Annotated in this window: 15 protein-coding genes; 11 read left to right on the top strand and 4 right to left on the bottom strand. The window is 43.9% G+C overall.

Annotated features, from left to right (window positions below; translation table 11 throughout):
* Window positions 1-19 precede the first annotated feature (19 nt).
* From gltB to Q0890_RS04140, 3 genes are all read left to right on the top strand, one after another.
* A complete protein-coding gene (gene gltB / locus Q0890_RS04150) occupies window positions 20-4,483 on the top strand; it encodes a glutamate synthase large subunit (protein WP_299217908.1) in 4,464 nt (1,487 codons plus the stop codon).
* 178 nt (window positions 4,484-4,661) lie between these two features.
* Window positions 4,662-6,083, top strand: a complete 1,422-nt coding sequence (locus Q0890_RS04145) for an FAD-dependent oxidoreductase (protein WP_299217906.1) — start codon at window positions 4,662-4,664, stop codon at window positions 6,081-6,083.
* 420 nt (window positions 6,084-6,503) lie between these two features.
* On the top strand, window positions 6,504-7,739 hold the full coding sequence (locus Q0890_RS04140) for an FUSC family protein (protein WP_299217904.1): 1,236 nt from the start codon (window positions 6,504-6,506) through the stop codon (window positions 7,737-7,739).
* 88 nt (window positions 7,740-7,827) lie between these two features.
* Here Q0890_RS04140 and Q0890_RS04135 read toward each other — a convergent pair whose 3' ends face one another.
* Window positions 7,828-8,961 (bottom strand): extracellular solute-binding protein, encoded by a 1,134-nt coding sequence (locus Q0890_RS04135; RefSeq protein WP_299217902.1) that lies wholly within the window; start codon window positions 8,959-8,961, stop codon window positions 7,828-7,830.
* Window positions 8,962-9,224: 263 nt separating this feature from the next.
* Between Q0890_RS04135 and Q0890_RS04130 the strand changes: the two genes are divergently transcribed.
* The 3 genes from Q0890_RS04130 (at window position 9,225) to Q0890_RS04120 (ending at window position 12,375) form a co-directional block, all read left to right on the top strand.
* A complete protein-coding gene (locus tag Q0890_RS04130) occupies window positions 9,225-10,022 on the top strand; it encodes a 3-oxoacyl-ACP reductase (RefSeq protein WP_299217900.1) in 798 nt (265 codons plus the stop codon).
* A gap of 162 nt (window positions 10,023-10,184) precedes the next feature.
* Window positions 10,185-10,448, top strand: a complete 264-nt coding sequence (locus tag Q0890_RS04125) for a hypothetical protein (RefSeq protein WP_299217899.1) — start codon at window positions 10,185-10,187, stop codon at window positions 10,446-10,448.
* A gap of 307 nt (window positions 10,449-10,755) precedes the next feature.
* Entirely contained in the window at window positions 10,756-12,375 is a 1,620-nt protein-coding gene (locus Q0890_RS04120; protein ID WP_299217897.1) for an AbgT family transporter, read from the top strand.
* 146 nt (window positions 12,376-12,521) lie between these two features.
* On the opposite strand, the gene Q0890_RS04115 is transcribed toward Q0890_RS04120, so the two are convergent.
* Both Q0890_RS04115 and Q0890_RS04110 read right to left on the bottom strand, forming a co-directional pair.
* Window positions 12,522-13,352 carry a Cof-type HAD-IIB family hydrolase gene (locus tag Q0890_RS04115; protein WP_299217895.1) on the bottom strand — a complete coding sequence of 277 codons (831 nt, stop codon included), beginning with the start codon at window positions 13,350-13,352 and terminating at the stop codon, window positions 12,522-12,524.
* A gap of 84 nt (window positions 13,353-13,436) precedes the next feature.
* The gene (locus Q0890_RS04110) at window positions 13,437-14,297 is read right to left on the bottom strand and encodes an HAD family hydrolase (protein ID WP_299217893.1); all 861 of its coding nucleotides are present in this window, start codon (window positions 14,295-14,297) and stop codon (window positions 13,437-13,439) included.
* Window positions 14,298-14,698: 401 nt separating this feature from the next.
* Here Q0890_RS04110 and Q0890_RS04105 point away from each other — a divergent pair, with 401 nt between their 5' ends.
* On the top strand, window positions 14,699-15,178 hold the full coding sequence (locus Q0890_RS04105) for a BLUF domain-containing protein (protein ID WP_299217891.1): 480 nt from the start codon (window positions 14,699-14,701) through the stop codon (window positions 15,176-15,178).
* Between the two features lie 142 nt (window positions 15,179-15,320).
* Here the strand turns inward: Q0890_RS04105 and parC are convergent, their stop codons facing one another.
* Entirely contained in the window at window positions 15,321-17,612 is a 2,292-nt protein-coding gene (gene parC, locus Q0890_RS04100) for a DNA topoisomerase IV subunit A (protein ID WP_299217889.1), read from the bottom strand.
* Window positions 17,613-18,072: 460 nt separating this feature from the next.
* Between parC and Q0890_RS04095 the strand changes: the two genes are divergently transcribed.
* The 4 genes from Q0890_RS04095 (at window position 18,073) to Q0890_RS04080 (ending at window position 23,619) form a co-directional block, all read left to right on the top strand.
* Window positions 18,073-19,794, top strand: coding sequence for an AMP-binding protein (locus Q0890_RS04095; protein ID WP_299217887.1), 1,722 nt, complete (start codon window positions 18,073-18,075; stop codon window positions 19,792-19,794).
* A 514-nt stretch (window positions 19,795-20,308) separates the two neighbouring features.
* Entirely contained in the window at window positions 20,309-22,033 is a 1,725-nt protein-coding gene (locus Q0890_RS04090) for an AMP-binding protein (protein WP_299218015.1), read from the top strand.
* Window positions 22,034-22,301: 268 nt separating this feature from the next.
* Complete coding sequence (gene rph, locus Q0890_RS04085; protein WP_299217885.1) at window positions 22,302-23,018, top strand: ribonuclease PH; 717 nt, start codon at window positions 22,302-22,304, stop codon at window positions 23,016-23,018.
* Window positions 23,019-23,127: 109 nt separating this feature from the next.
* The gene (locus Q0890_RS04080; RefSeq protein ID WP_299217884.1) at window positions 23,128-23,619 is read left to right on the top strand and encodes a hypothetical protein; all 492 of its coding nucleotides are present in this window, start codon (window positions 23,128-23,130) and stop codon (window positions 23,617-23,619) included.
* The last annotated feature ends 144 nt before the right edge of the window (window positions 23,620-23,763 follow it).

Genomic DNA, 23,763 nt, shown 5'->3' with positions numbered 1-23,763 from the left:
TCACTTAAAAGGACTAGCCATGTCAATGATTTCCTCCCATACGCATTTGGCCACGCCAGATGACTTCTCTGATAACTGTGGCTTTGGTTTGATTGCTCATATTGAGGGTCAAGCCAGCCACAATCTGGTAAAGACTGCTATTCATAGCTTAAGTTGTATGACCCATCGCGGCGGTGTTGCTGCCGATGGTAGAACTGGTGATGGTTGTGGTCTATTGTTAGCAACGCCTACGGAGTTCTTTCAGCAGATTGCCACTGAGCAGCAGCTTGTGCTCAATGACAATTTTGCTGTCGGTATGGTCTTTGTTAACGTAGATAATAATAAAGCTCAGCATAGCCAGCAGATACTCTCCGAAGAAATCACTGCGCAAGGCCTAGATGTAGTAGGCTGGCGTGATGTACCACTCGACTTAAGTATCGTCGGTGAGATTGGCCGTGAGACGCTGCCTGATTTTAAGCAAGTGTTTGTCAATGCACCTGATGATCTAGCCGCAGATGATTTTAACCGTAAGTTGTTTGTCGCTCGTAAAAAAGCAGAGCAGCGCTTGGCAGATGACGAACTGTTTTATGTGTGCTCATTAAGTTGCCAGACGATTATTTATAAAGGGCTTGTGATGCCCTCAGATCTGCCAGCTTTCTTTTTAGACTTACAAGATGAGCGTTTGGCGTCCCATATTGTGGTATTTCATCAGCGTTTTTCAACCAACACGCTACCGCGTTGGCCACTCGCGCAGCCATTTCGCTATCTTGCCCACAACGGTGAACTTAACACCATCACAGGTAACCGTAATTGGTCAGAAGCACGTACGCCAAAGCTAAAATCAGATAAATTGCCGAACCTGAATGAGTTGTCGCCACTGGTCAACCGTACAGGTTCAGACTCATCGAGCTTAGACAATATGCTTGAGGTGCTGATGTCAGGCGGTATGAATCTGTTTCATGCCATGTCGATACTTGTGCCACCAGCTTGGCAAAATGTCGATAGCATGGATATGGACTTGCGTGCATTTTATGAGTTTTATTCGCAGCATATGGAAGCGTGGGATGGGCCAGCAGGTCTGGTGATTCAAGATGGGCGCTATGCGGTCTGTATGCTCGATCGTAATGGTCTGCGACCCTCACGTTGGGTGACGACTAAGAATGGCTATATCACGGTGGCCTCTGAAGTGGGCGTTTGGGATTATGATCCCAAAGATGTATTAGCAAAAGGACGCGTAGGCCCAGGTCAGATGCTGGTTATCGATACATTGACTGGTCAAATCTTAGATACTAAAGCCATTGCCACCTTACTTAAAAAGGCTCATCCTTATCGCAAGTGGCTGCGTGAAGAAGCGAAACGTATCCGCGATGATGAGCGTTTGGAAGAAGAGCTAGCAGCGCAAGCATGCCGCGGTGATAAGTTAAAAGCATTGCAAAAAATGTATCACATTACCAATGAAGAGCGTACTGAAATCATTCGTCCCAATGCCGAAAATGGTCAAGAGCCAGTCGGTTCGATGGGTGATGATACGCCAATGGCGGTGTTATCGCAGCAAATTCGCCATGTTGGAGATTTCTTTCGTCAGCAGTTTGCACAAGTAACCAACCCGCCGATTGATCCCCTGCGTGAGTCAATCGTCATGTCGCTGCAAACGTGTCTTGGTGCTCAAACCAACGTATTTGCGCCATCAGAAAAAGATGCGCATCGCATTATTTTATCGTCGCCAGTATTATCAGCCAGCAAAATGCGGCAGCTTGAAACCTTGGATGATCCAGCGTTTCAGATGGCACGTATTGATCTAAACTATGATCGTACGCTAGAGCTGTCTGAGGCTATCAACGCTATTTGCGAAGAAGTGGCACGCGCTATCCGTGCTGGTCATACCTTGATTGTATTGTCCGATAAGAATATCGCTGCAGATAAAGTACCAGCGAACGCCATTATGGTAACTGGTGCGGTGCATCATTACTTGATTGCTCAAGGTATCCGTACTGATGCCAACTTAATCATTGAGACTGGTCTGGCACGTGACTCACATCAAGTAGCAGTATTGATAGGCTTTGGGGCAACCTGCGTTTATCCATACCTAGCCTATGATGTCATTGATGATTTGGTTGCAACAGGGGAGTTGCTTGGCGATCCGATTCAAGCACGGGTTAACTTTCGAAAAGGCTTGGATAAAGGTTTACTAAAAATATTATCAAAAATGGGCATCTCTACCATTGTCTCTTATCGCGGCGCACAATTATTTGAAGCGGTTGGGCTCTCTGAAGAAGTCGTGAGCTTATGCTTTAAAGGCGTACAAAGCCGTATCAAAGGCGCTACCTTTGCCGATCTGGCAGCAGACCAGGCGCAATTGGCGGCCAATGCTTTTAAACGTCGCGCGCCACTGGATCAAGGGGGCTTACTAAAATTCGTCTTCAATAAAGAATATCACGCCTTTAATCCTGATGTGATTAATAGCTTACATACGGCCGTACGTACGGGCGATTATGACAATTATCGTCAGTATGCCGACTTGGTCAATAGCCGTCCGGTTGCAACCTTACGTGATTTGTTGCAACTCAAAACGGATAACAGTATCGATGTCAATGAAGTTGAAGATACAGCAAAGATTTTGGCGCGTTTTGACTCGGCTGGTATGTCGCTTGGCGCGCTATCACCCGAGGCGCATGAATCAATCGCTATGGCGATGAATACCATTGGCGGACGCTCAAATTCAGGGGAGGGCGGTGAAGATCCCACTCGTTATGGTACCCTACGCAACTCAAAAATCAAACAAGTCGCCTCTGGTCGTTTTGGGGTCACGCCTGCGTACTTGCGCTCAGCAGAAGTCATGCAGATTAAAGTTGCGCAAGGTGCAAAACCTGGCGAGGGTGGTCAGCTGCCAGGCGGAAAGGTCAATGCTTTGATTGCCCGCTTGCGTTACTCTGTGCCTGGAGTGACACTCATCTCACCGCCGCCGCATCATGATATTTATTCTATCGAAGATCTTGCCCAGCTTATTTTTGATTTAAAACAAGTCAATCCAGATGCCTTGGTCTCAGTTAAATTAGTTTCGCGTCCAGGCGTTGGTACCATTGCAACAGGTGTAGCAAAAGCTTATGCCGATTTGATTACCATCTCAGGGTATGATGGCGGTACCGCAGCCTCGCCACTGTCCTCTATTCACCATGCAGGCTCGCCATGGGAGCTAGGGTTAGCTGAGACGCATCAGTCGCTACGCGTCAATGGTCTGCGCGATAAAGTACGCGTGCAAACTGATGGCGGTCTCAAAACAGGCCTTGATGTGGTCAAAGCCGCTATTCTTGGAGCAGAAAGCTTTGGTTTTGGTACCACACCGATGATTGCAGTTGGCTGTAAGTACTTGCGAATTTGTCATCTTAATAACTGTCCGACAGGGGTTGCCACGCAAAAAGCTAAGCTGCGTGACGAGCACTTTATTGGTGAAGCTGAGATGCTTATCAATTTCTTTAAATTTGTGGCCACTGAAACGCGCGAATGGCTCGCCGCTCTTGGCGTACGTAGTATGGAAGAGCTGGTCGGGCGTACAGATCTGCTTGACGTCTTAGAGGGCAATACTGACAAACAGCGTCATCTTGACTTGACGCCGTTACTATTTAGTCATCCTGCCAGTAGTGGCAAAGCGCAAACTTGTCAGGTTGAGCGTAATGAGCCGTTCGATAAAGGCTTGCTTGCTGAGCAGATGATTAGTGATATGCTGATTAATATCCGTAAAGGTAGTGGTGGTGATTATAGCTATTATGTCGGCAACTGTGATCGCTCTATTGGCGCCCGTATCTCCGGTGAGATTGCACAAGTCTGGGGCAATCTTGGCATGAGTGACATGCCTATTAAGCTGCATTTAACAGGTACTGCAGGGCAAAGCTTAGGCGTTTGGAATGCAGGCGGCTTGCATATTGAGCTTGAAGGTGATGCCAATGATTATGTCGGTAAAGGCATGGCAGGTGGCGAGATAGTCATTTATCCGCCAAAAGACTCAAACTTTAGCGCACAAGAAACCGCTATTATCGGCAATACGTGTCTGTATGGTGCGACAGGTGGCAAGCTCTATGCAGCAGGTACAGCAGGTGAGCGTTTTGGGGTACGTAACTCTGGCGCTCATGCCGTCATCGAAGGCACTGGCGATCATTGCTGCGAATATATGACAGGCGGTATCGTCACGATTCTTGGTCGTACAGGACTTAATTTCGGAGCGGGTATGACAGGCGGGTTTGCTTATGTACTTGATATGGATGGAGACTTTTTTGATCGCTGCAATCATGAGCTGATTGACCTAAACCGTATCTCAAGTGAACAGACTGAAGAACATCGTATCCATTTGCAGCAGGTTATTGAAGTACACGTGGAGAAGACAGGTAGTGCGTGGGGTCAGACAATATTGGCTGACTTTGAACATTATGTTCGTAAGGTGTATTTGGTTAAACCCAAAGCGGCGAATATTGCAACACTGCTTAAAACCACCACAGCCGATCCACAGTAATTTGCTGTTTATTGATCTGCTAAGGTTTAAGTAAACATTTAAGAGATTACCTCTCACTGCGCTAATATTGTAGGTAGGTAAGTGACAGTATCGCTAGGTCTCTTGACCTAATATAAATGGTATATGCCAACTGTCACTACCCACTATAGAAGAGCCCCATATAGAAGAGTAAGTCATTATGGCAAAACGCTTAGATAATAGTTTTCAGTTTTTAGAAGTACCACGGGTTGAGCCGAATAAAAAAGACATTGCGACGCGCTCAACAGAGTTTGTCGAAATTTACAAACCATTTGAGAGTGAGTCGGTGGCCGAGCAGTCCCATCGTTGTCTTGAATGCGGCAACCCCTACTGTGAGTGGAAATGTCCAGTACACAATTACATCCCTAATTGGCTTAAACTTGCCACCGAAGGACAGATATTCCAAGCGGCAGAATTGTGTCATCGTACTAATACTTTGCCAGAGGTCTGCGGGCGCGTCTGTCCACAAGACCGCTTGTGCGAAGGTGCCTGTACATTGAATGATGGTTTTGGCGCTGTGACCATCGGTAATGTCGAAAAGTACATTAACGATACCGCCTTTGCGCTTGGCTGGCGTCCAGATATGTCAGATGTCGTCTGGACGGATAAAAAGGTTGCCATTATTGGTGCAGGCCCTGCTGGTCTTGGCTGTGCCGACATTTTGGTAAGAAATGGTGTCAAACCAGTCGTCTTTGACAAACGCCCTGAGATTGGCGGCTTACTGACCTTTGGTATTCCAGAGTTTAAGATGGAAAAAGACGTCATGCGCAACCGCCGTGTTATTTTTGAAGGTATGGGTATTGAATTTCGCCTTGAGACAGAAATCGGAACTGATGTCAGCATTGATGAGCTGTTAAGTGATTATGATGCGGTATTTATGGGTATGGGTACATACACTTATATGCGTGGCGGCTTCGCTGGTGAGGAGCTGGACGGTGTCTATGATGCACTAGATTATCTCATTGCCAACGTCAACCGTTGTAACGACTGGGAAAAAGATGCCGACGAATATATCGACCTAAAAGGCAAAAAAGTCGTCATATTAGGCGGCGGTGATACGGCTATGGACTGTAATCGCACCAGTATCCGTCAGGGTGCAGAGCAGGTCGTCTGTGCCTATCGCCGCGATGAAGAAAACATGCCCGGCTCACGTCGTGAGGTCGTTAATGCGCGTGAAGAAGGGGTTGAGTTTTTGTTTAACCGCCAACCAACCGAAATCATCGGTTTAAATGGTAAAGTGAATGCGGTAAAAGTTGTCACGACCCATCTGGGTGCACCAGACAATCGTGGTCGCCGTCGCCCAGAGCCGATTCCTAACTCTGAAGAGATTATTCCTTGCGATGCGGTCATCATGGCCTTTGGCTTCCGTCCTAGTCCTATGGAGTGGTTTGAGACGCAGCAAGTGGCGCTAGACCCTACAGGACGCGTCGTCGCTTTAGAAGAGCAAACCTATAAGTACCAAACGCAAAATCCTAAGATTTTTGCTGGAGGTGATATGGTACGCGGTTCTGATTTGGTCGTGACCGCCATCTGGGATGGTCGCCAAGCGGCTGAAGGTATTTTGGACTACTTAGAAGTATAGTGTTTAAAGCAAGTCCTCTCTTTAAAAATGCGATAAGTATTGAAGAGTGAGTATGTCAGTTTTGTCTATTTTGTACTCGCGCGCTTTGACCTTTAACGTCTTTTGTCTTTTAATAGATGAAAGGCGTTATTTTTTGCTGGTGAGTGAATAGTTATAGTTAATTCACTCCAAAAATGTTATGGCAAAGCTGATATAAATTTTTGTAGCCTCTGTCTGCGCAGGTACAGCAAGCAAGAAAACTTCTATCGGCTTTGCCTACAGATAAAATACATGACACTTTTAGTTAGTATTGGCTATATGAAATAGTAGCTGTCCGATTAATGGCTACGTGGTCAATTATCATTTAATAAATGCTGTCTATTGAAATTCTCTATTATCTTTATTTTTAGATTTTTTATTACATAAAAAGAGTGATTCCAAGTGAAACCGACCTTTTGGCAACGATTTACCGCCCCACTTGTTGAGCCTTATGCGCGTTATCAACATGCTGACGTATTACATGCGATACGTTTGGGCACAGCCGTGCTGACTGCGCTATTATTGAATGAGGTCACCAATTTACCACATGGAGAGTGGACCACCATTACGGTGTTTGTCATTTTGGGTTTATTACAATACCAAGGTGCAATTTATACCAAAGCCAAAGAGCGCATATTGGGTACCTTGCTTGGTGTGGGCGTCGGGCTTGGGTTTTTGTGGTTAAGTCAAGACATCGGTACGTGGATGTGGATATACTATCTACTTATCGGCATCATCAGCGGTATCATTGGGTATGTTGCGGTTAAACAGTTGGGTTATATTGGTCTATTAACGGGTATTACCATGCTGATGATTGTTTCAAGTCCTGACCAAAGCAGTATCGGTCAAGATGGTCTGTACCGTGCCTTTAATATTTTGCTGGGCGCTGGCGTGGCGGTGGCAGCGACCTTAGTTTTACCCCTCAAGTCTACTTTGATGTGGCGTTTTTTGCTGGCAAGCAATCTTGAGACCTGCGGTAATCTATATGCCGGAGTCGGCAACCATATTGATGCTGACATTCTCGTACCCAAACCATTCAAATATACTAAGAGCACCAGCTCAGCAAGTTTGATTTATCCTACCAGTAGCTCTGTCCCTGATATCCCAGTCAACAAAGCATTGGTTAAGGCGCTACAAAAAATCAATAAGCGACTATTAGCAGTACGCCCGCACATTGCTGCGACAGAAAGAGAGTCGGGCATTGATAAAGAGACTCTAGAGACGATTCAGCGTACGCATCGAAATATCATCGGGACGATTGATTTATTATTAAGCGCCGCACCGCGCTTGGCTAATATTGAGATAGATGATGAGAATCATACCCTATTGATTCATTATCAGCATGAGCTGACCCAAGCCATGCTACACATGGCAGCAGTGCTGCGTAGCCCAAGTGATGAGGTGTTTCGGCCGATCACGCGTATTACCGTATCAGATTATCTAAGCGTGCAAAACTTAGGGTTTGAATGGCAAGGTTATTTTTGGTTGACCCAAACTTTGCAAGTGCAATTACAGCGGCTTAGCGATTTATTACAGACCACCAAACCGCAATGGTTTGCAGCCTCAGGTCTTCGTTACCAGCGCCGCGAACAACGTCGAATTGAGAATAAAGGCGGCGAGACCGATCTACATCTATAAAAAAACGCCGACCCTTTAGAGTCAGCGTTTTTATGCGTATGTAACCGATTAGAGGCTTGGGTTAATCGTTAAATAGAACGAAATTGTATTAACGACCAGTTTTGAGCTTATCCCAATATTGCTGATAGACTTGCAGCGCTTCATCGCCCACATCTTCTTGGAACTCAGCTTGCGCCAGTACTTCCTTACTTGGATAAATGGCTGGATTGTTTTGGACGCTTTTGTCCATCAGTTCACGCGCAGCCATGTTTGGTGAAGCATAACCGATCTCTTCACTAACAATCTTGGCATTTTCAGGACGCAATAAGTAATCAATAAATTTGTGTGCCGCATCAACCTGCTTGGCGTTTTTTGGAATAACAAAGTTGTCCATCCAAAGTATTGCACCCTCAGATGGGTATTTATAAACCAAGCTGGTCAGACCTTCATCATTGGCCATGACCGCTTCACCATTCCATGTCATACCAAGGGCAGTTTCACCTTCGATATAGGGCATGCGCGTTGCATCTGAATTAAAGGTTTTGACATTAGGCATCAAAGTGGTGAGCTTATCATAAGCCGCTTTAATTTCATCAGGATCGCTACTATTGCCTGAGTAACCAAGCGTGAGTAGTGCCATGCCAAACACTTCACGCACATCATTAGTCAACATGACTTGACCTTTATACTCAGGATTCCACAGATCATTCCAGCTATTAACGGTCGCAGGATCAACGCTATCGCCATTGATGGCAAGCCCAGTGCTACCCCACATATAAGGAATAGAGTACTTGTTTTCAGGATCGACCTTAGTGTTGGTAAATGAGGTATCTAGGTTACTAAAGTTACTAAGTTTTGACTGGTCAATCTCTTGTAAAAGACCTTCATTGGCCATTTTTTCAACGTAATAAGTAGAAGGTACTGCTAGATCGTACTGACTAGAGTCGTCAAGCAGTTTGAGCTTGGCATACATCGCCTCATTGGAGTCAAAGGTGGTGTAATTGACTGCGATGCCCGTTTCTTCTTCAAAACCGTCCAAAATCTCTTGCGGCATATACTCTGACCAGTTATACAGGTTCAGCGTCTCGTTACTCGCCGCAGCGCTACCATCTACTGCATTGTCAGAGTTGCTACAGCTGGCAAGAGCGAAACCGATCGCAGCCGTTAATAACACTTTTGGCATCACTTTTGTGGCAGGTCGTATCACATTTTTCGCTGCTGATTCAGATGATAATCGGGTCAAAACATTTCTCCTAAAAGGTGATATAAATCAGTATAAACAAGCATATTTATATCTTTATGGTCATGATTTGGGGATATTTAAAGAGGGACTATAAAATTAGTGACTTTTGTTAATGACTCATCGCAGCATAGCGAGTTGAGTGAAAGTAGCGCTATAAAAATGGCTTGTGAATTATGCTATGATTGCTAGCTTTTATTCAACCATAAATGACAGCTCGATGATTGATAGCTATCAAGGACTATAAAACAATAAAGGATAATATAATGAATCAAACTCAAACCGCTATTCCTCATCTGCTCACTGATAAAGTCGCTATTGTCACGGGGGCAAGCCGTGGCCTTGGCGCCCAGATTGCGCAACAAATGGCAACAGCTGGCGCAATGGTTTGCGTAAACTATCTCGATAGTAAAGACGCTGCTGAACAGGTAGTAGCCGATATCGAGCAGGCAGGTGGACAAGCATTTGCGTATCAAGGCGATGTCACGGATTTGGCTCAAATGCAGGCCATGGCAGCCGAAGTCATTAAGCGTTATGGACGTATTGATGTGTTGGTTAATAACGCCTTGCCAAGCTACCAGTTTGATCCAAGTGCTGACTATACCAGTATTGAAACGGTTAAATGGACACATTTTTCGCAGCAAATAGATGGTATCGTACAAGGCGCGGTTAATACGACGCAAGCGGTATTACCACAGATGAAAGCGCAGCAAGTAGGCAAGATTATCAATATCTCAACCAACCTTGTCTACAATCCAGTGGTTACTTACTATGATTACACCACGGCCAAATCGGCGCTGATAGGCTTAACGCGCAACCTTGCAAGTGAGCTTGGACAGTATGGTATTCGGGTCAACTTGCTGGCAGGCGGACTACTCAAAACCACTGATGCCAGTAGTTTAACGACCGAAGAGGTGTTTGACTATATCGCCACCACGACGCCATTACGTCAAGCGACTTCAGTGGCTGATTTTGCCAATTCAGTGTTGCTTATGTCATCTGATTTGAGCTCAGCTATTACCGGACAGTCCATTGCTGTCGATGGTGGTCTGACAATGCCTTAACAATGCTCCAAAACTTTCAGGCTATGATTTGCGGCTTTATACCAGTTGCGCATCACGTTACAACGTATCAATTTTATTTGGTATCGACTATATATAAAGCTTTAAAAATGAGCAGATGAACCACTTAATAAGTAACTTGATTGAATTTGAAAGAGAAATGATATGAATAACCGTAAGCGTGCTGGAATTATTGCTGCATTGATTGGTCTAGTAGGCTTTATGGCGATGTTTAATGCAGGCTCGCCGACCTCTGTTGTGGACTGGCCAGTTGAAACTTATATGGGCTTGGCCTTTACCATTGGTTGGTTAAGTAGCGTACCTAATTGGTTGGCCTATGTATTGGCAGCGCTGGTGCTTATATTAATAGTGGCAGGGTTTTATAAAATTGGTGGTTGGATATATAGTTTGATAACCCGTAAACGTTAGGTGCTGGCGTAGTACTGTTTTCAATGTATCTCTATTATTGTGAAATGACAGTACTTAATTAACCCTTACATATTATTGATTGGCGATAGGTTAGAGATATTCTAATCTGTCGCTTTTTTTATTTTTAATAACAAGTTTTGATTAGCTGTAATTTTGGTATTACCAAATATTGCAAAAAATTTGTTTTATAGGCCAAAACTGTTTGTTTCTGTTTCTCAATTATGTTTCAATCGCAACCTTTTATCGATGTTTTCATACACTTTAAACTATCTCAACAGTATCTAACTTTTGAATGGAGCAATGCGCTATGCAAGGAAGTAATTCGCCAAATGGCAGTCCGCCACCCAATGATTTTGATGCAGCAGAACAAAACTCTCGTATGCAGCGGTTTTTAAAAGGGGTTGAGTGGCTAGGTAATTTATTACCGCACCCTGTTATTTTATTCGTTTGGATGTCGGTGCTGTTGTTGGTGCTCTCAGCGGTCATGTCATACTTTGGCGTGTCAGTCCTTGATCCAAGACCAAAAGGTACAAGCGGACGTAGCGCTGATGGGATGATCGAAGTCGTCAACTTATTAAACGGTGAGGGCTTGGCTCGTATCGTCGAAAACCTTGTGACCAACTTTACTGGTTTTGTGCCGCTAGGTACGGTGCTAGTAGCGTTGCTGGGTGTTGGTATTGCTGAGCATTCTGGCATGATATCAGCGGCGCTACGCGGTCTAGTCATGAATGCACCCAAAAAGATGGTCACCTTTACCATCGTCTTCGCCGGCATCATGTCAAACACCGCAGCTGAGCTGGGTTATGTGGTATTGATACCACTGGCGGCGGTGATTTTCCACTCGCTAGGTAGACACCCATTGGCAGGTTTAGCAGCAGCATTTGCTGGGGTATCAGGCGGTTATAGTGCTAACTTATTGCTTGGTACGGTAGATCCTTTACTATCAGGGATTACCCAAGAGGCGGCGCGTATTATCGATCCCGCTTATATCGTAGGCGCAGAGGCCAACTGGTACTTTATGATCGCCAGTACCTTTTTGATCAGTGGCCTTGGTTACTTTGTCACCGAAAAAATCGTTGAGCCAAGCTTGGGAGAGTATAACCCTAAAGACGCTGACGATGCTTCGGTACTTGAGACGCAAATCGAAAAAGTATCGGCACTTGAGAAAAAGGGGCTACTATGGGCCGGTATCAGCATGTTGGTGTTTTGCTTGTTGCTGGCGTGGACAGTAGTGCCTGCCGATGGCATCTTACGTAATGCGGAAACTGGTCTGGTGTCAGGATCGCCATTCTTAAAAGGTATTGTGGTCTTTATTTTTGTGTTCTTTGCGATACCAGGTTATATTTACGGGAAGATCACTGGCAGCATCAAAAGCAATCAAGACGTCGTCGATGCCATGAGTAACGCCATGAGCTCATTGAGTATTTATATCGTTTTGGTATTTTTTGCGGCACAGTTTACCGCGTTCTTTAAATGGTCAAACTTGGGCTCAGTAATGGCCGTATCTGGCGCGACTTTTTTGAGCGATATTGGCCTAACTGGGCCTTTGCTGCTGGTTGGTTTTATCCTAATCTGTGGTTTGGTCAACCTCATGCTCGGCTCGGCATCAGCACAGTGGGCAGTGACCGCACCTATCTTTGTGCCCATGTTGATGCTCACCGGTTATGCGCCAGAGATGATTCAGGCAGCCTATCGTATCGGTGATTCAACCACCAACATTATCACGCCTATGATGAGCTATTTCGGTCTTATTTTGGCCGTGGCGATGCGCTATAAAAGAGACACTGGGGTCGGGACTTTGATGGCAATGATGTTGCCATACTCGATGGCGTTTTTGATTGGTTGGACAATCTTGTTCTCTGTTTGGGTATTTGTACTGGGTCTGCCTGTAGGGCCGGGTGCAGAGACATTTTATCCTGCTCGATGAATGGAGTTAGAGGCTATATAGCCGCTAAATAACCATTAACGCTTAATGTTGTTTTAAAATTAAAAAGCCCTTATCAGTGTCTGATAAGGGCTTTTCTTTAGCCATTAAAAAAGCTATCGCAACGGTTTGATCTGTTTCCGTTCTATTTACGATGCTATTTTAAGCTGTTTAATCACCGCTTGTATTCCATGCTCTTCAATCGTACCGGTGACGAAATCTGCACGCTCAATCAGAGCAGGCTGCGCATCACCCATCGCTACCGCATAGCCGACCAAGTCAAACATCTCTAAGTCATTAAATCCATCACCGAACGCCATACAATCGCGCGCGTCAATAGCAAAATGCTGGCACAGATCTGTGATGCCCCTTGCCTTGGATGCATTGACTGGTAATATGTCTGCGCCAATATGATGCCAAGGTACCAATTTTAATTCATCCTGAGCAAAGTCAATCTCTTGCATTTGGTCTTGTTGATTGTTAAAAAACACCGAACATTGATAGACCGTGTTTGACTTATAATACTCAGGATCAAGGATAGAGTTGGGCGTTATAGCATTGTATTCACGCAAACGCTCATTCTCATGTGACCAGGCAATATGAGTCGCTGAGTCAAATTTATGAATAAGTTCACTTTTTTGGCACAGTAATACAATCTTATCAGTCTGCGCATCTGATAACGGATAATGACTGATGATACCGTCTTTGTTAAAGCTGTATTGTCCATTCATACAGATAATGGCGTCCAACACGTCGGCCTCAAGTAAGGCTAAGATATCAGGAGGTAAGATCGCTTTAGAACGTCCTGTCGAGATGACCAATTTGATATCAGTCTTTGCAAGTGCTTCAAGGGTTGCTTTGTTGTGTTCGGCAATAATGCCTTTGCGACTGAGCGTATCATCGATATCAAAAAATATAATTTTGGGGGTGGGTACCTTAGTATCGGGCCGTGCGCCGCTCGCTTTGTATTCAGTAAACATGGTTATCCTTGGTTTTTGTATTTTTTCTCTATCGTCTAGCTTATGTCATTTGGCTTTTTTTACAGAATATCATCTTAAACCCTATTATACCGCTTTACCTGTCTGAGCCTGTAGAATAGGGTTCAATACCGTCTGAATACCTTGCTCTTCGATGGTGCCGGTGATGAAATCAGCGCGCGCCTTTAACTCGTCTTTACCATCACCCATTGCTACCGCAAAGCCAACCAAATCAAACATTTCTAAATCATTTAACCCATCACCAAATGCTATACAGTCGGCCGCATCAATACCAAAATACTGGCAGACATCTAAAATTCCACGTGCTTTTGAGGCGTCAATAGGTAAGATATCACCGACAATCTCATGCCAGTGTACTAGCTTTAAATTCTGCTCAGCAAAGTTGACGTTTTGCATTTTGTCGTCTTGATTGTCAAAAAATACCGAGCACTGATAGACAGTGTTATATTTGCAATACTCAGGGTCAATGATGCTACAGCTTTTGATTTTATCGTGATATCTGTCTTGCCACTCATGCTCATCCGACCAAACAATCTGCGATTCGGCATCAAATTTATAAACCAAATTGCTTTGTTGGCATAGCTCTGCGATGGTTGTAGCTTGTTCGCTTGATAACGGATAATCGCTGATTATGTATTGATTATTAAAGCTATATTGTCCATTCATACAGATAACCGCATCCAAAACATCTGCCTCAAGTAAGGCTAAGATATCAAGGGGCAATATCGCTTTTGAGCGTCCCGTTGAGATGACCAGTTTAATATCTAAGTTTGATTTGGCGAGTGCTTCAAGCGTGGCTTTGTTATGCGGGGCAATCTCACCGTTACGGCTTAGCGTATCATCGATATCAAAAAAGATCATTTTTGGGGTGGAAATGGAAATAGTGTTATGCATATCAGCATTCACAGCTTTATCTACAATAAACATGATTATCCTTTATATTTTAAACACTACTATGAATGGTAAGCAGATATCGCTTGGTACTGCTTGTATAAGGGGGTTTTTCATTATGCGTTTCATTCTACATGGTAAGTAGTACGGCAGTACATAGGTTCTGGCCAAGTTATGTAACATGTTGATTAGTTTATTATTTATAGGGGCTGTATATGCATATTCAAGGTTTGCTATTCGCGTAGGCCGTGCTTTTAGACCAGCATCTTGCACCGACTATATGTCAGAAAGAAAATGAGATGGTATATACGACAGGTACAACTCTAAGAAATCATGATAGATAAAAAATCGGTCGAAATCCAAAAGCTTTATCGATTATATTTTATAATAAAGGTGTATCTTTAGTTTATATAAGCATTTTATAAATAAGGTTTCTTATGCATACAACGAAAAGCCCTACTCCAGATAGCAAAAAAAGAAATGGTGAGCATATTCTGATCAACATGACATATATTGCCAAAAATATCGACCTAGATTCGGGAGTCGAGCTGACTCGTGCACTTGAGTATTGGCGAAGATATTTTGAAGATAACAATATAGTTTCAGCTTTAGTCATTAGTGAAGGTTATTTCGTTCAAAGTTTTCAAGGAACAAGGCCTGCTATCAATACGGCCTTAGGAAAAATACTTGACGAGCATTCAACCATTTTTCCTAATATTGTTAATATAGATGAAATAGAAGCGCGTCAATGGAGTGGGTTTTTAATCAAACATCTAACACCAAGCGCTGAAGATGAAGAGTATGCCTTAAAAAGCTTCTCAGCAGGTTCTGATTATAATCCCTATCTAATGACAAGTACTCAGATTGAAAGCTTTTTGACAGCAGTTTTTGAAGATAGCAAATCCAGCAAGTTTTAGACCAGTAGTGTCTTTTCACTATACCGATCATCTGTTTTAGCTTGCATAAAAAAGCCGTCTATACCTTATGTGTAGACGACTTTTTGTCAAAAGTATTGTGAGCTGCAAATGTTAGAGATTAAAGCATGAAGTATAGCTATTATCACCCAACCGCAACACTCGTCACATTCTGAAAGCCTCTTGGCAACTGTCCACCACGATTACCACGATTGCCCGTATAGTTGGCAAGATCCATCGGCTTGAGCGTCACATGACGCTTACCTGCTGTAATAACTAAGCTGTCCTGCAAACTAAGTGGCGTGATAGCAAGTACTTCTTCATCACCTTTTAGCGTAATCATCTTATTACCCTTTCCACGTGCCTGCTCAGGCAAATCATCAAGAGCAAATACCAATAGATATCCTGCATTGGTCACAACGGCAATGTGATCAGGAGTAGTGGTTGGCGCTGCGCTATCATTGGCTTGTACATTAGTATCAATCCGTACAACAGGTAACAGCTTACTATTCGCTGACAGAGTAATAATTTTCTTACCAGCTTTCTGATTGCTATCAAGATTGCCAAGCGTATTGACAAACCCATAACCTTGCGAACTGGCAAGGACGATGCGCTGGTCATTAGCGCCCGTTAATAGCTGCTCAAAGCTGGCACCTGCTGGGGGTTTTAGCACACTGGTCAGCGGATCTCCTTGACCACGAGCAGAGGCAAGGTTGTGCGCATCAATACTATAGCTGCGACCAGTGCTATCAAGCACGTAGATCTTTTCGTTAGATTTGCCGCGTGCATACGCTTGATAGCTGTCACCTGAGCGATAACTCATACCAGTCGCATCGACGTCATGACCTTTGGCAGCGCGAATCCAGCCAGCTTTTGATAGTATGGCAGTAATAGGCTCACTTGGCACCAGATCTGACTCTTTTAACGCCTGTGCCTCTTCGCGTTCTGCCAATGGCGACATACGATCGTTGCCGTGTTCTTTCATGTCGGCGGTAAGCTCTTCAATCATCAGGTTGGTCAAGCTGTCTGGGTTATCCAAGTACTCTTGAATAGTGGCGCGCTCAGCTGCTAGCTCGTCTTGCTCGCGGCGTAGCTCAATCTCTTCTAGCCTTGCCAACTGACGCAGACGTATATCCAAGATAGCATTGGCTTGTATGTCAGTCAGATCATAGCCTTGCATTAATGCTGACTTTGGATCGTCTTCTTCACGAATAATACGAATCACTTCATCGATATTGAGATAAGCAATCAATAATCCCGCGAGGATATGCAAGCGCTTATCGATTTTATCGAGACGATATTGCAAGCGGCGAGTGACCACTGAGCGGCGACAGACTAGCCATTCGTCTAAAATCTCTTTGAGGTTTTTCACCTGCGGTTTACCATTTAGGCCGATCATGTTCATATTGACGCGGTAATTGCTTTCTAGATCAGTACTGGCAAACAAATGACTCATGACGCGCTCGACATCGACGCGGGTAGATTTTAGCTCTAGGACGATACGGCAAGCGTTTTCATGGTCTGATTCATCACGAATATCGGTAATCCACGGCAGTTTTTTGTCCATCATGAGCTTAGCGATTTGCTCTTGGATTTTGTTACCTGAGACTTGGTAGGGCAGCGCATCGATAATGACAAGATTTTTCTCTTTGCTATCGATATGATAGGTTGCGCGCATTTTATAGCTGCCACGACCGCTTTCATACATGGCCTGTAAGTCTTTTTTACTGGTGATGATTTCAGCAGGCGTTGGCAAGTCAGGCGCTGGTATCGACTGCGTGAGCTGCTTCACGGACAGATCTGGATTTTTGAGCAAACGAATGGCTGCACGTACCACTTCATTAAGGTTGTGCGGCGGGATGTCTGTTGCCATACCGACAGCGATACCAGTCGTACCGTTTAATAAAATATTAGGCAGGCGAGCGGGCAGAGTAACGGGTTCTTGCATGGTGCCATCGAAATTGTCTTGCCAATCGACCGTCCCTTGACCGAGCTCTGTCAGCAGGGTATTGGCATAAGCAGACATTTTGGCTTCGGTATAACGCATGGCCGCAAAGGATTTGGGATCATCAGGGCTACCCCAGTTGCCTTGACCCGTGATGAGCGGATAGCGATAACTAAATGGCTGTGCCATCAGTACCATGGCTTCATAACAGGCGCTATCACCATGTGGATGATATTTACCCAATACATCACCGACAGTACGCGCGGATTTTTTGGCTTTGGCGGAGGACTTTAGGCCAAGCTCACTCATGGCATAGACGATGCGGCGCTGGACAGGTTTGAGGCCATCAGCAATATTTGGCAGCGCACGATCCATGATGACGTACATGGCATAGTTTAAGTAAGCTTGTTCAGTGAATTCCGCGACCGATCGGGTATCCATTGGCTCACTTGGAATAATGGGAGCAATCGTATTATCAATAACATCGGACATAAAGTAGGTTTCGCTTCTGTGTTTTTAATTAGTATGGTTTGTATAGCACATATTATGTGCCGCACTGTATTGGCGCAAAATTAATATAAGAATAAGGTAGCGTTATCCTAAAGGATATTACGACAATTAAAAAGGGATAATCTAGAATAGACGACAGGTCATGACGTGCTGATATAGTAGTGCCCACTATATAAGAGCTTGCGATGCATACGTCGTCATGTAGTAATATTCGAGTAACATTATAGGAGGGTAACTCGCTGTTTTTTGCTAAAAATCGATGTAAAAAATGCTCAAATTTGTCATGAATACCATTGATTTAATAGAGAATAATAAACGTCAAGTAACTTTGCGAACTCTGGTGCCAATCTTTTGTATTGAGTAGTGTGTATAAAGTGTGTATGTTAAAGAACAAAGGGGTATTTACCACTGAATGCGTCAATTCATTAGGAGAAACAAGATTATGGATGATCAAGTCAATTTAACCCGTCGTAACGACAAAGTCTGGCTCAAAACGTATGAAGCGCTTGGGCTAACGTACGATATTGACATGCCAAGCGATGACACCTCACTGATTGATATCTTTGAGCAAAGCTTTCTTAAGCACGGTGATAAGACAGCGTTCGTTTGCATGGGTTCTTCGATCAGTTTTAAAGAAGTAGACTTATATAGCCGTCAAGTTGCCGCTTATTTACAATCGCTTGGGCTGGTCAAAGGCGATAAAGTTGCAGTCATGATGCCCAATATTTTGCAGTTGCCTGTTACTGTCATTGGCGTACTGCGAGCAGGTCTGACCTTAGTCAATGTCAATCCACTATATACCACAAAAGAGCTTGAGCATCAGCTGACTGACTCTGAGTCTAAAGCCCTTATCTTGGTCGAAAATTTTGCCAAAACCTATCAAGATATTGGTCGCAAAGTAGTGGATCATGTCGTCATCACTGGCATGGGTGATCTGATGGGCACGTTAAAAGGCCTGATGGTCAACACAGTCGTGCGTCATGTCAAAAAAATGGTACCGCCATACCAAATCGCCAACAGTGTTGATTTTAAAAACATGCTTAAGCAAAGCTCGGCAGGTAAGTATCAGCGTCCTAATAATATCAGTCTTAGCGACGTGGCTGTATTACAGTATACCGGCGGTACAACTGGCGTGGCTAAAGGTGCCATGCTCACGCACAAAAACTTAGTGGCCAACCTTATTCAGTCCGATACCTTTTTGGGTAGTGCTTTTGATGAGTTTGAGAGTAGTAACGAGCAGCCTGTCATCATGACTGCTTTACCGCTATATCATATTTTCTCTTTTACTGTCTGCGGTATGTTTGGGATTTATCGCGGTTGTATTGGCTTACTGGTACCCAATCCACGTGACCTTGATAGTTTATTAAAAGCTTATAAAAACAACCCGCCGGCATTTTTTCCAGCAGTAAATACTTTGTTTAACGCACTGGCTAACAACGATGAATTTAAGTCGATGGATCATAGTAAGCTGCGCACGTCGATGGGCGGCGGTATGGCAGTCCTTAGCTCAACGGCAGAAAAATGGCGTCAGGTAACGGGCAATATTATCGTTCAAGGTTATGGACTATCAGAGACGTCACCAGTTGCAACAGCTAATCCACATAATAGTGCTACGTTCACAGGCAACATTGGCGTACCGATGCCAGGTACTGACGTTGCTATTTTAGATGAAGCGGGTAATGAGCTTGAGCTGGGTGAGCGCGGCGAGATTAGCGTTCGTGGCCCGCAAGTTATGAAAGGTTACTGGAATCGCGATGATGCGACTCGTGAAGTGATGACCGATGATGGCTTTTTCCGTACTGGCGATATTGGGATTATGGATGAAGAAGGCTATGTCACCATCGTTGATCGTAAAAAGAACATGATTTTGGTTTCAGGCTTTAATGTGTATCCGAATGAAGTCGAAGAAGTGATGGCAGGTCATCCAAAGATTTTAGAGTGCGGGGTCATTGGTGTTGAGGATGAGAAGAGTGGCGAGGTTCCAAAAATATTCGTCGTACGCCAAGATGATAGCCTTACTAAAGAAGATGTTCTTGCCTACGCTAAAGAGCATTTGACTGGCTATAAACGCCCACGTCATGTTGAATTTATTGATGAGCTACCAAAATCGAACGTTGGTAAAATTTTGCATAAAGACTTGCGTAAGCTTGAAGAAAAAAATTAAGCATCTTAATATACGACATTTGAATGCGGTTGGAGGATTTGGCTGTCATAGATAGCGGATGTTTAAACAATACTATTTGTATGGATAATGGTGAGACTGTATAGAGGCGGTCTCACCATTTTTATTGAGATTTATTGGCAGTATGAACCATAATAAGCGCAGTATGAGGCACTATTGTTTATAAGCCACTATAATGATAAATATTCTAATGAGGGGATATAGGCTGCCTCTACATACAATTATAGAGAGTTTTTTGCAAAACTGTTATAGTACGGACGCATACAATCAGGCGGACATTGGTTATTATTGTCTGGTTTTTAGTGACTTTGTGTTCACAAATAATGATTTATAAACCCAATACTTTTATCATTATTATATTATTCTACGTTTTTAATTGTAGTACTTAGGAAAAGTTATGACTGACCATACCAACAACAGCGGTACTAATAAAAACGCGCCAGACCAAGCGTCTGTCACTGATGGTAATGACCATGCGCATAAAAACGAACAAATGATGTCGGATATGACAGCGTTTCCTACGATGCCAACCATTCCAAGTGATAGACCATGGCTTGACGCTTATGAGCGTTATGGTATCGATGCAACTATCGATATGCCTGATGATGAGACCTCTTTGCTTGAAGTATTTGAACGTAACTTTCGTCGTTATGGACAAAAAACTGCTTACCTCTGTATGGGCGCATCCATTACCTTCAAACAGTTGGACCTGTATAGCCGCCAAATCGCAAGCTACTTACAATCATTGGGATTGGATAAAGGCGATAAAGTTGGCGTCATGATGCCAAACATTTTGCAGTATCCGATTGTTATGCTCGGTATCATTCGTGCCGGTATGGTATTGGTCAATGTCAATCCACTATATACCAGTCGAGAGCTATCACATCAGCTACATGATAGCGGGGCCAAAGCATTATTCATCGTTGAGAATTTTGCCAAAACTTATCAAGACGCTGAAGACAAAGGCCAAGTAGAGCATGTGATTGTCTGTAAGATTGGGGACATGCTGGGCTCAGTCAAAGGGAGGGTGGTCAATTTAGTCGCACGCCATATCAAAAAGATGATTCCAGCGTATAATTTGCCTAATAGCACAAGCTTTAAACAAGCGCTAGGAGCGGTATCTGCCAGCAAATATAAGCGTCCCGACTTATCATTGGATGATGTGGCGTTGTTACAATATACTGGCGGTACGACAGGTGTGGCGAAGGGTGCTATGCTGTCACATGGCAACTTAGTTGCCAACATGCTACAGATTAGCGTCCTTATCAATAGTGCTTTTGAAGATGACATCAATAGCGACGATGTGATCTTGACCGCTTTACCGTTGTATCATGTGTTCTCATTTATGGTCTGCGGCATGTATGGCATGTATCAAGGTTTTACAGGTCTATTAATACCGAATCCGCGCGATTTAGATGGTCTGATCAAAGAGATGGATAAATATAAACCATCATTTATTCCTGCTGTAAATACCTTGTTTAATGGCTTGGTGCATAAAGACAGCTTTGCCAAATTGGATTTTTCCAATCTTAAAGCAGCTATTGGCGGCGGTATGTCAGTATTGCCAAGCGTGGCAAAAGAGTGGCATAAAATCACAGGCCTGCCTATTGTAGAAGGTTACGGTTTATCGGAAACCTCACCCGTGGTCGCTTTTAACCCGATGACCATTGCAGAGTTTACAGGTAAGATTGGTATCCCAGCATCTAGTACTGATATTGTATTAATTGATGAAGAAGAAAACGAAGTCGCTATTGGTGAGCGCGGTGAGATTTGTGTCAAGGGGCCACAGGTGATGATCGGCTACCAAAATCGTCCTGATGAAACAGCTAACACCTTCACAAAAACCGGTTACCTAAAAACAGGTGATATCGGTATCATGGACGAAAAAGGCTTTATCAAGATTGTCGATCGCAAAAAAGACATGATCATCGTCTCAGGCTTCAATGTCTATCCAAATGAGATTGAAGAGGCCATGAGTGAGCATTCAGGCATCGTAGAGTGCGGCGCCATTGGCATACCGAGTGATGAGCGCGGTGAAGACCCCAAATTGTTTGTGGTCAAAAAAGGCGATGTCACTGAAGAAGAGCTGCTCGATTTTGGTAAAAAGCAGTTAACTGGCTACAAGCGTCCGCGTCATATCCAGTTCGTCGATGAGCTGCCAAAATCAAACGTTGGTAAAATTTTGCGTAAAGAGTTACGTAAAATGGAAGGACTAGAATAGAGCGCCAGTGAGCGTTGTAGAAAATGCTTGCTTTACTCTCATTGTGTTTTTTGTCAAAATCACCACGTAATAACAAGTACTTATATTGCTATTGCGTGGCTGCCACGTTAGGATATCTCAGGTTTTGGGTCTGCTAGTGTTTATCATGTCTGATACTTAAACACTTTTTAATGACTTTTTTAGTATAATTAACGGTTCAAAAAGCCATTGGCAGACCGTTATACTTATTTTATACCACTGCTTTTATAACATCGTCTTAGGGAATTTTATGCGTATTGATAACCGTGAGCTTGACCAACTTCGCTCGATCAGCTTTGAGCGCCACTATACCAAACATGCTGAAGGGTCAGTGTTGGTTAGTTTTGGCGATACCAAAGTGTTGTGTACGGCAAGCGTCGAATCAGGGGTTCCACGCTGGTTAAAAGGCAAAGGCAAAGGTTGGATTACCGCTGAATACGGCATGTTACCGCGCGCAACCAACACTCGCAATCAGCGTGAAGCCGCCCGCGGTAAGCAGTCTGGTCGTACTCAAGAGATTCAGCGTCTCATCGGTCGTAGCCTACGTGCCATGATTGATCTTAGTAAGCTTGGCGAAAACACCATTTATCTTGATTGTGATGTATTGCAGGCAGATGGGGGTACACGTACCGCTAGTGTGACTGGTGCTGCTATTGCTTTGATTGATGCGCTTGAGAGCATTCAAAAAACCAAAAAACTAAAAGCTGATCCCCTGATTGGTCTGGTCGCTGCGATCTCTGTCGGTATGAAAGATGGTAAAGCTTATCTAGACTTAAATTATGAAGAAGATGCCAGCTGTGATACGGATCTAAACGTCGTTATGACGCAAAAGGGTGAGTTTATTGAGCTGCAAGGTACTGCTGAAGAAAAGCCGTTTACCCGTGCCCAAGCTGATGATATGTTAATCCTTGCTGAAAAAGGAATCGCTGAGCTTATCAAAATGCAACAAACCGCCCTTGGCTGGTAGATTTTTTATAAGAACTATCTAATATAAATTATAAGCAGCTGTTCAACTCAATATATAAATAACTGATGTGTTTATTCGTCAATGGGTAGCAATCGATAGGTAATAATGCATGTTAAAGCTAACCGATGATGGTGCCAAAATTACCTTACAGAATCAGCCTCCATCAAAGGACAACGGGCTGTTTTGGTTCGGCTCAGCATTGCTGGTTGGTGCTGTGGCAGTGGCCTTAGCGATGAGTCTACTGCCAGAGCGCCTAGCAATTGGCGCACTGGCTTTTTTGATTATAGGCAGTTTTATCTTTAATCGACAGCGCCAACAGCGTAAAAAATCTATGAGCGGCGATATCAGTAGCGGTGTCTTATGGGTACGTGTAGGCGAGCTAGTACACGACAGTAATGGTCGACGTGATCATATTACGCTCAGCGACGGTGATAAAGTTACCTTGTTTGGCGAGCAGCTCCAAATTGTCGATACAGATAACGTACGTAAATACCATATCAGTGGCTTTGATACTGTCCAAGAGGCGCAAGCAACCAAAGCGATATTAGAAGGACAAGCCCTCAATAAGCGTCATGTTAATATTAAAATGAACGAGGATTGAGTCTTTTATCAATCGATTTTTAGTCAGCGATTTTTAAACAAAAAAGCCATCTGTAAATAGGTGGCTTTTTCTTTATTGTTTTTTTACAGACCATTGTTAACCTACCTTTTATCTTGCTTTTTGTACCTTTTATCATTTAAAAGT

The organism is uncultured Psychrobacter sp., from assembly GCF_947488565.1.
GTDB classification, from domain to species: domain Bacteria; phylum Pseudomonadota; class Gammaproteobacteria; order Pseudomonadales; family Moraxellaceae; genus Psychrobacter; species Psychrobacter saeujeotis.
This window is presented reverse-complemented; position numbering and strand designations above follow the sequence as displayed.

Bases quoted from the DNA above. Each gene is read 5' to 3' on its own strand.
- gltB (WP_299217908.1), top strand. From the start codon at position 20: ATGTCAATGATTTCCTCCCATACGCATTTGGCCACGCCAGATGACTTC.
- Q0890_RS04145 (WP_299217906.1), top strand. From the start codon at position 4,662: ATGGCAAAACGCTTAGATAATAGTTTTCAGTTTTTAGAAGTACCACGG.
- Q0890_RS04130 (WP_299217900.1), top strand. From the start codon at position 9,225: ATGAATCAAACTCAAACCGCTATTCCTCATCTGCTCACTGATAAAGTC.
- Q0890_RS04125 (WP_299217899.1), top strand. From the start codon at position 10,185: ATGAATAACCGTAAGCGTGCTGGAATTATTGCTGCATTGATTGGTCTA.
- Q0890_RS04120 (WP_299217897.1), top strand. From the start codon at position 10,756: ATGCAAGGAAGTAATTCGCCAAATGGCAGTCCGCCACCCAATGATTTT.
- Q0890_RS04115 (WP_299217895.1), bottom strand. From the start codon at position 13,352: ATGTTTACTGAATACAAAGCGAGCGGCGCACGGCCCGATACTAAGGTA.
- Q0890_RS04110 (WP_299217893.1), bottom strand. From the start codon at position 14,297: ATGTTTATTGTAGATAAAGCTGTGAATGCTGATATGCATAACACTATT.
- Q0890_RS04105 (WP_299217891.1), top strand. From the start codon at position 14,699: ATGCATACAACGAAAAGCCCTACTCCAGATAGCAAAAAAAGAAATGGT.
- parC (WP_299217889.1), bottom strand. From the start codon at position 17,612: ATGTCCGATGTTATTGATAATACGATTGCTCCCATTATTCCAAGTGAG.
- Q0890_RS04095 (WP_299217887.1), top strand. From the start codon at position 18,073: ATGGATGATCAAGTCAATTTAACCCGTCGTAACGACAAAGTCTGGCTC.
- Q0890_RS04090 (WP_299218015.1), top strand. From the start codon at position 20,309: ATGTCGGATATGACAGCGTTTCCTACGATGCCAACCATTCCAAGTGAT.
- rph (WP_299217885.1), top strand. From the start codon at position 22,302: ATGCGTATTGATAACCGTGAGCTTGACCAACTTCGCTCGATCAGCTTT.
- Q0890_RS04080 (WP_299217884.1), top strand. From the start codon at position 23,128: ATGTTAAAGCTAACCGATGATGGTGCCAAAATTACCTTACAGAATCAG.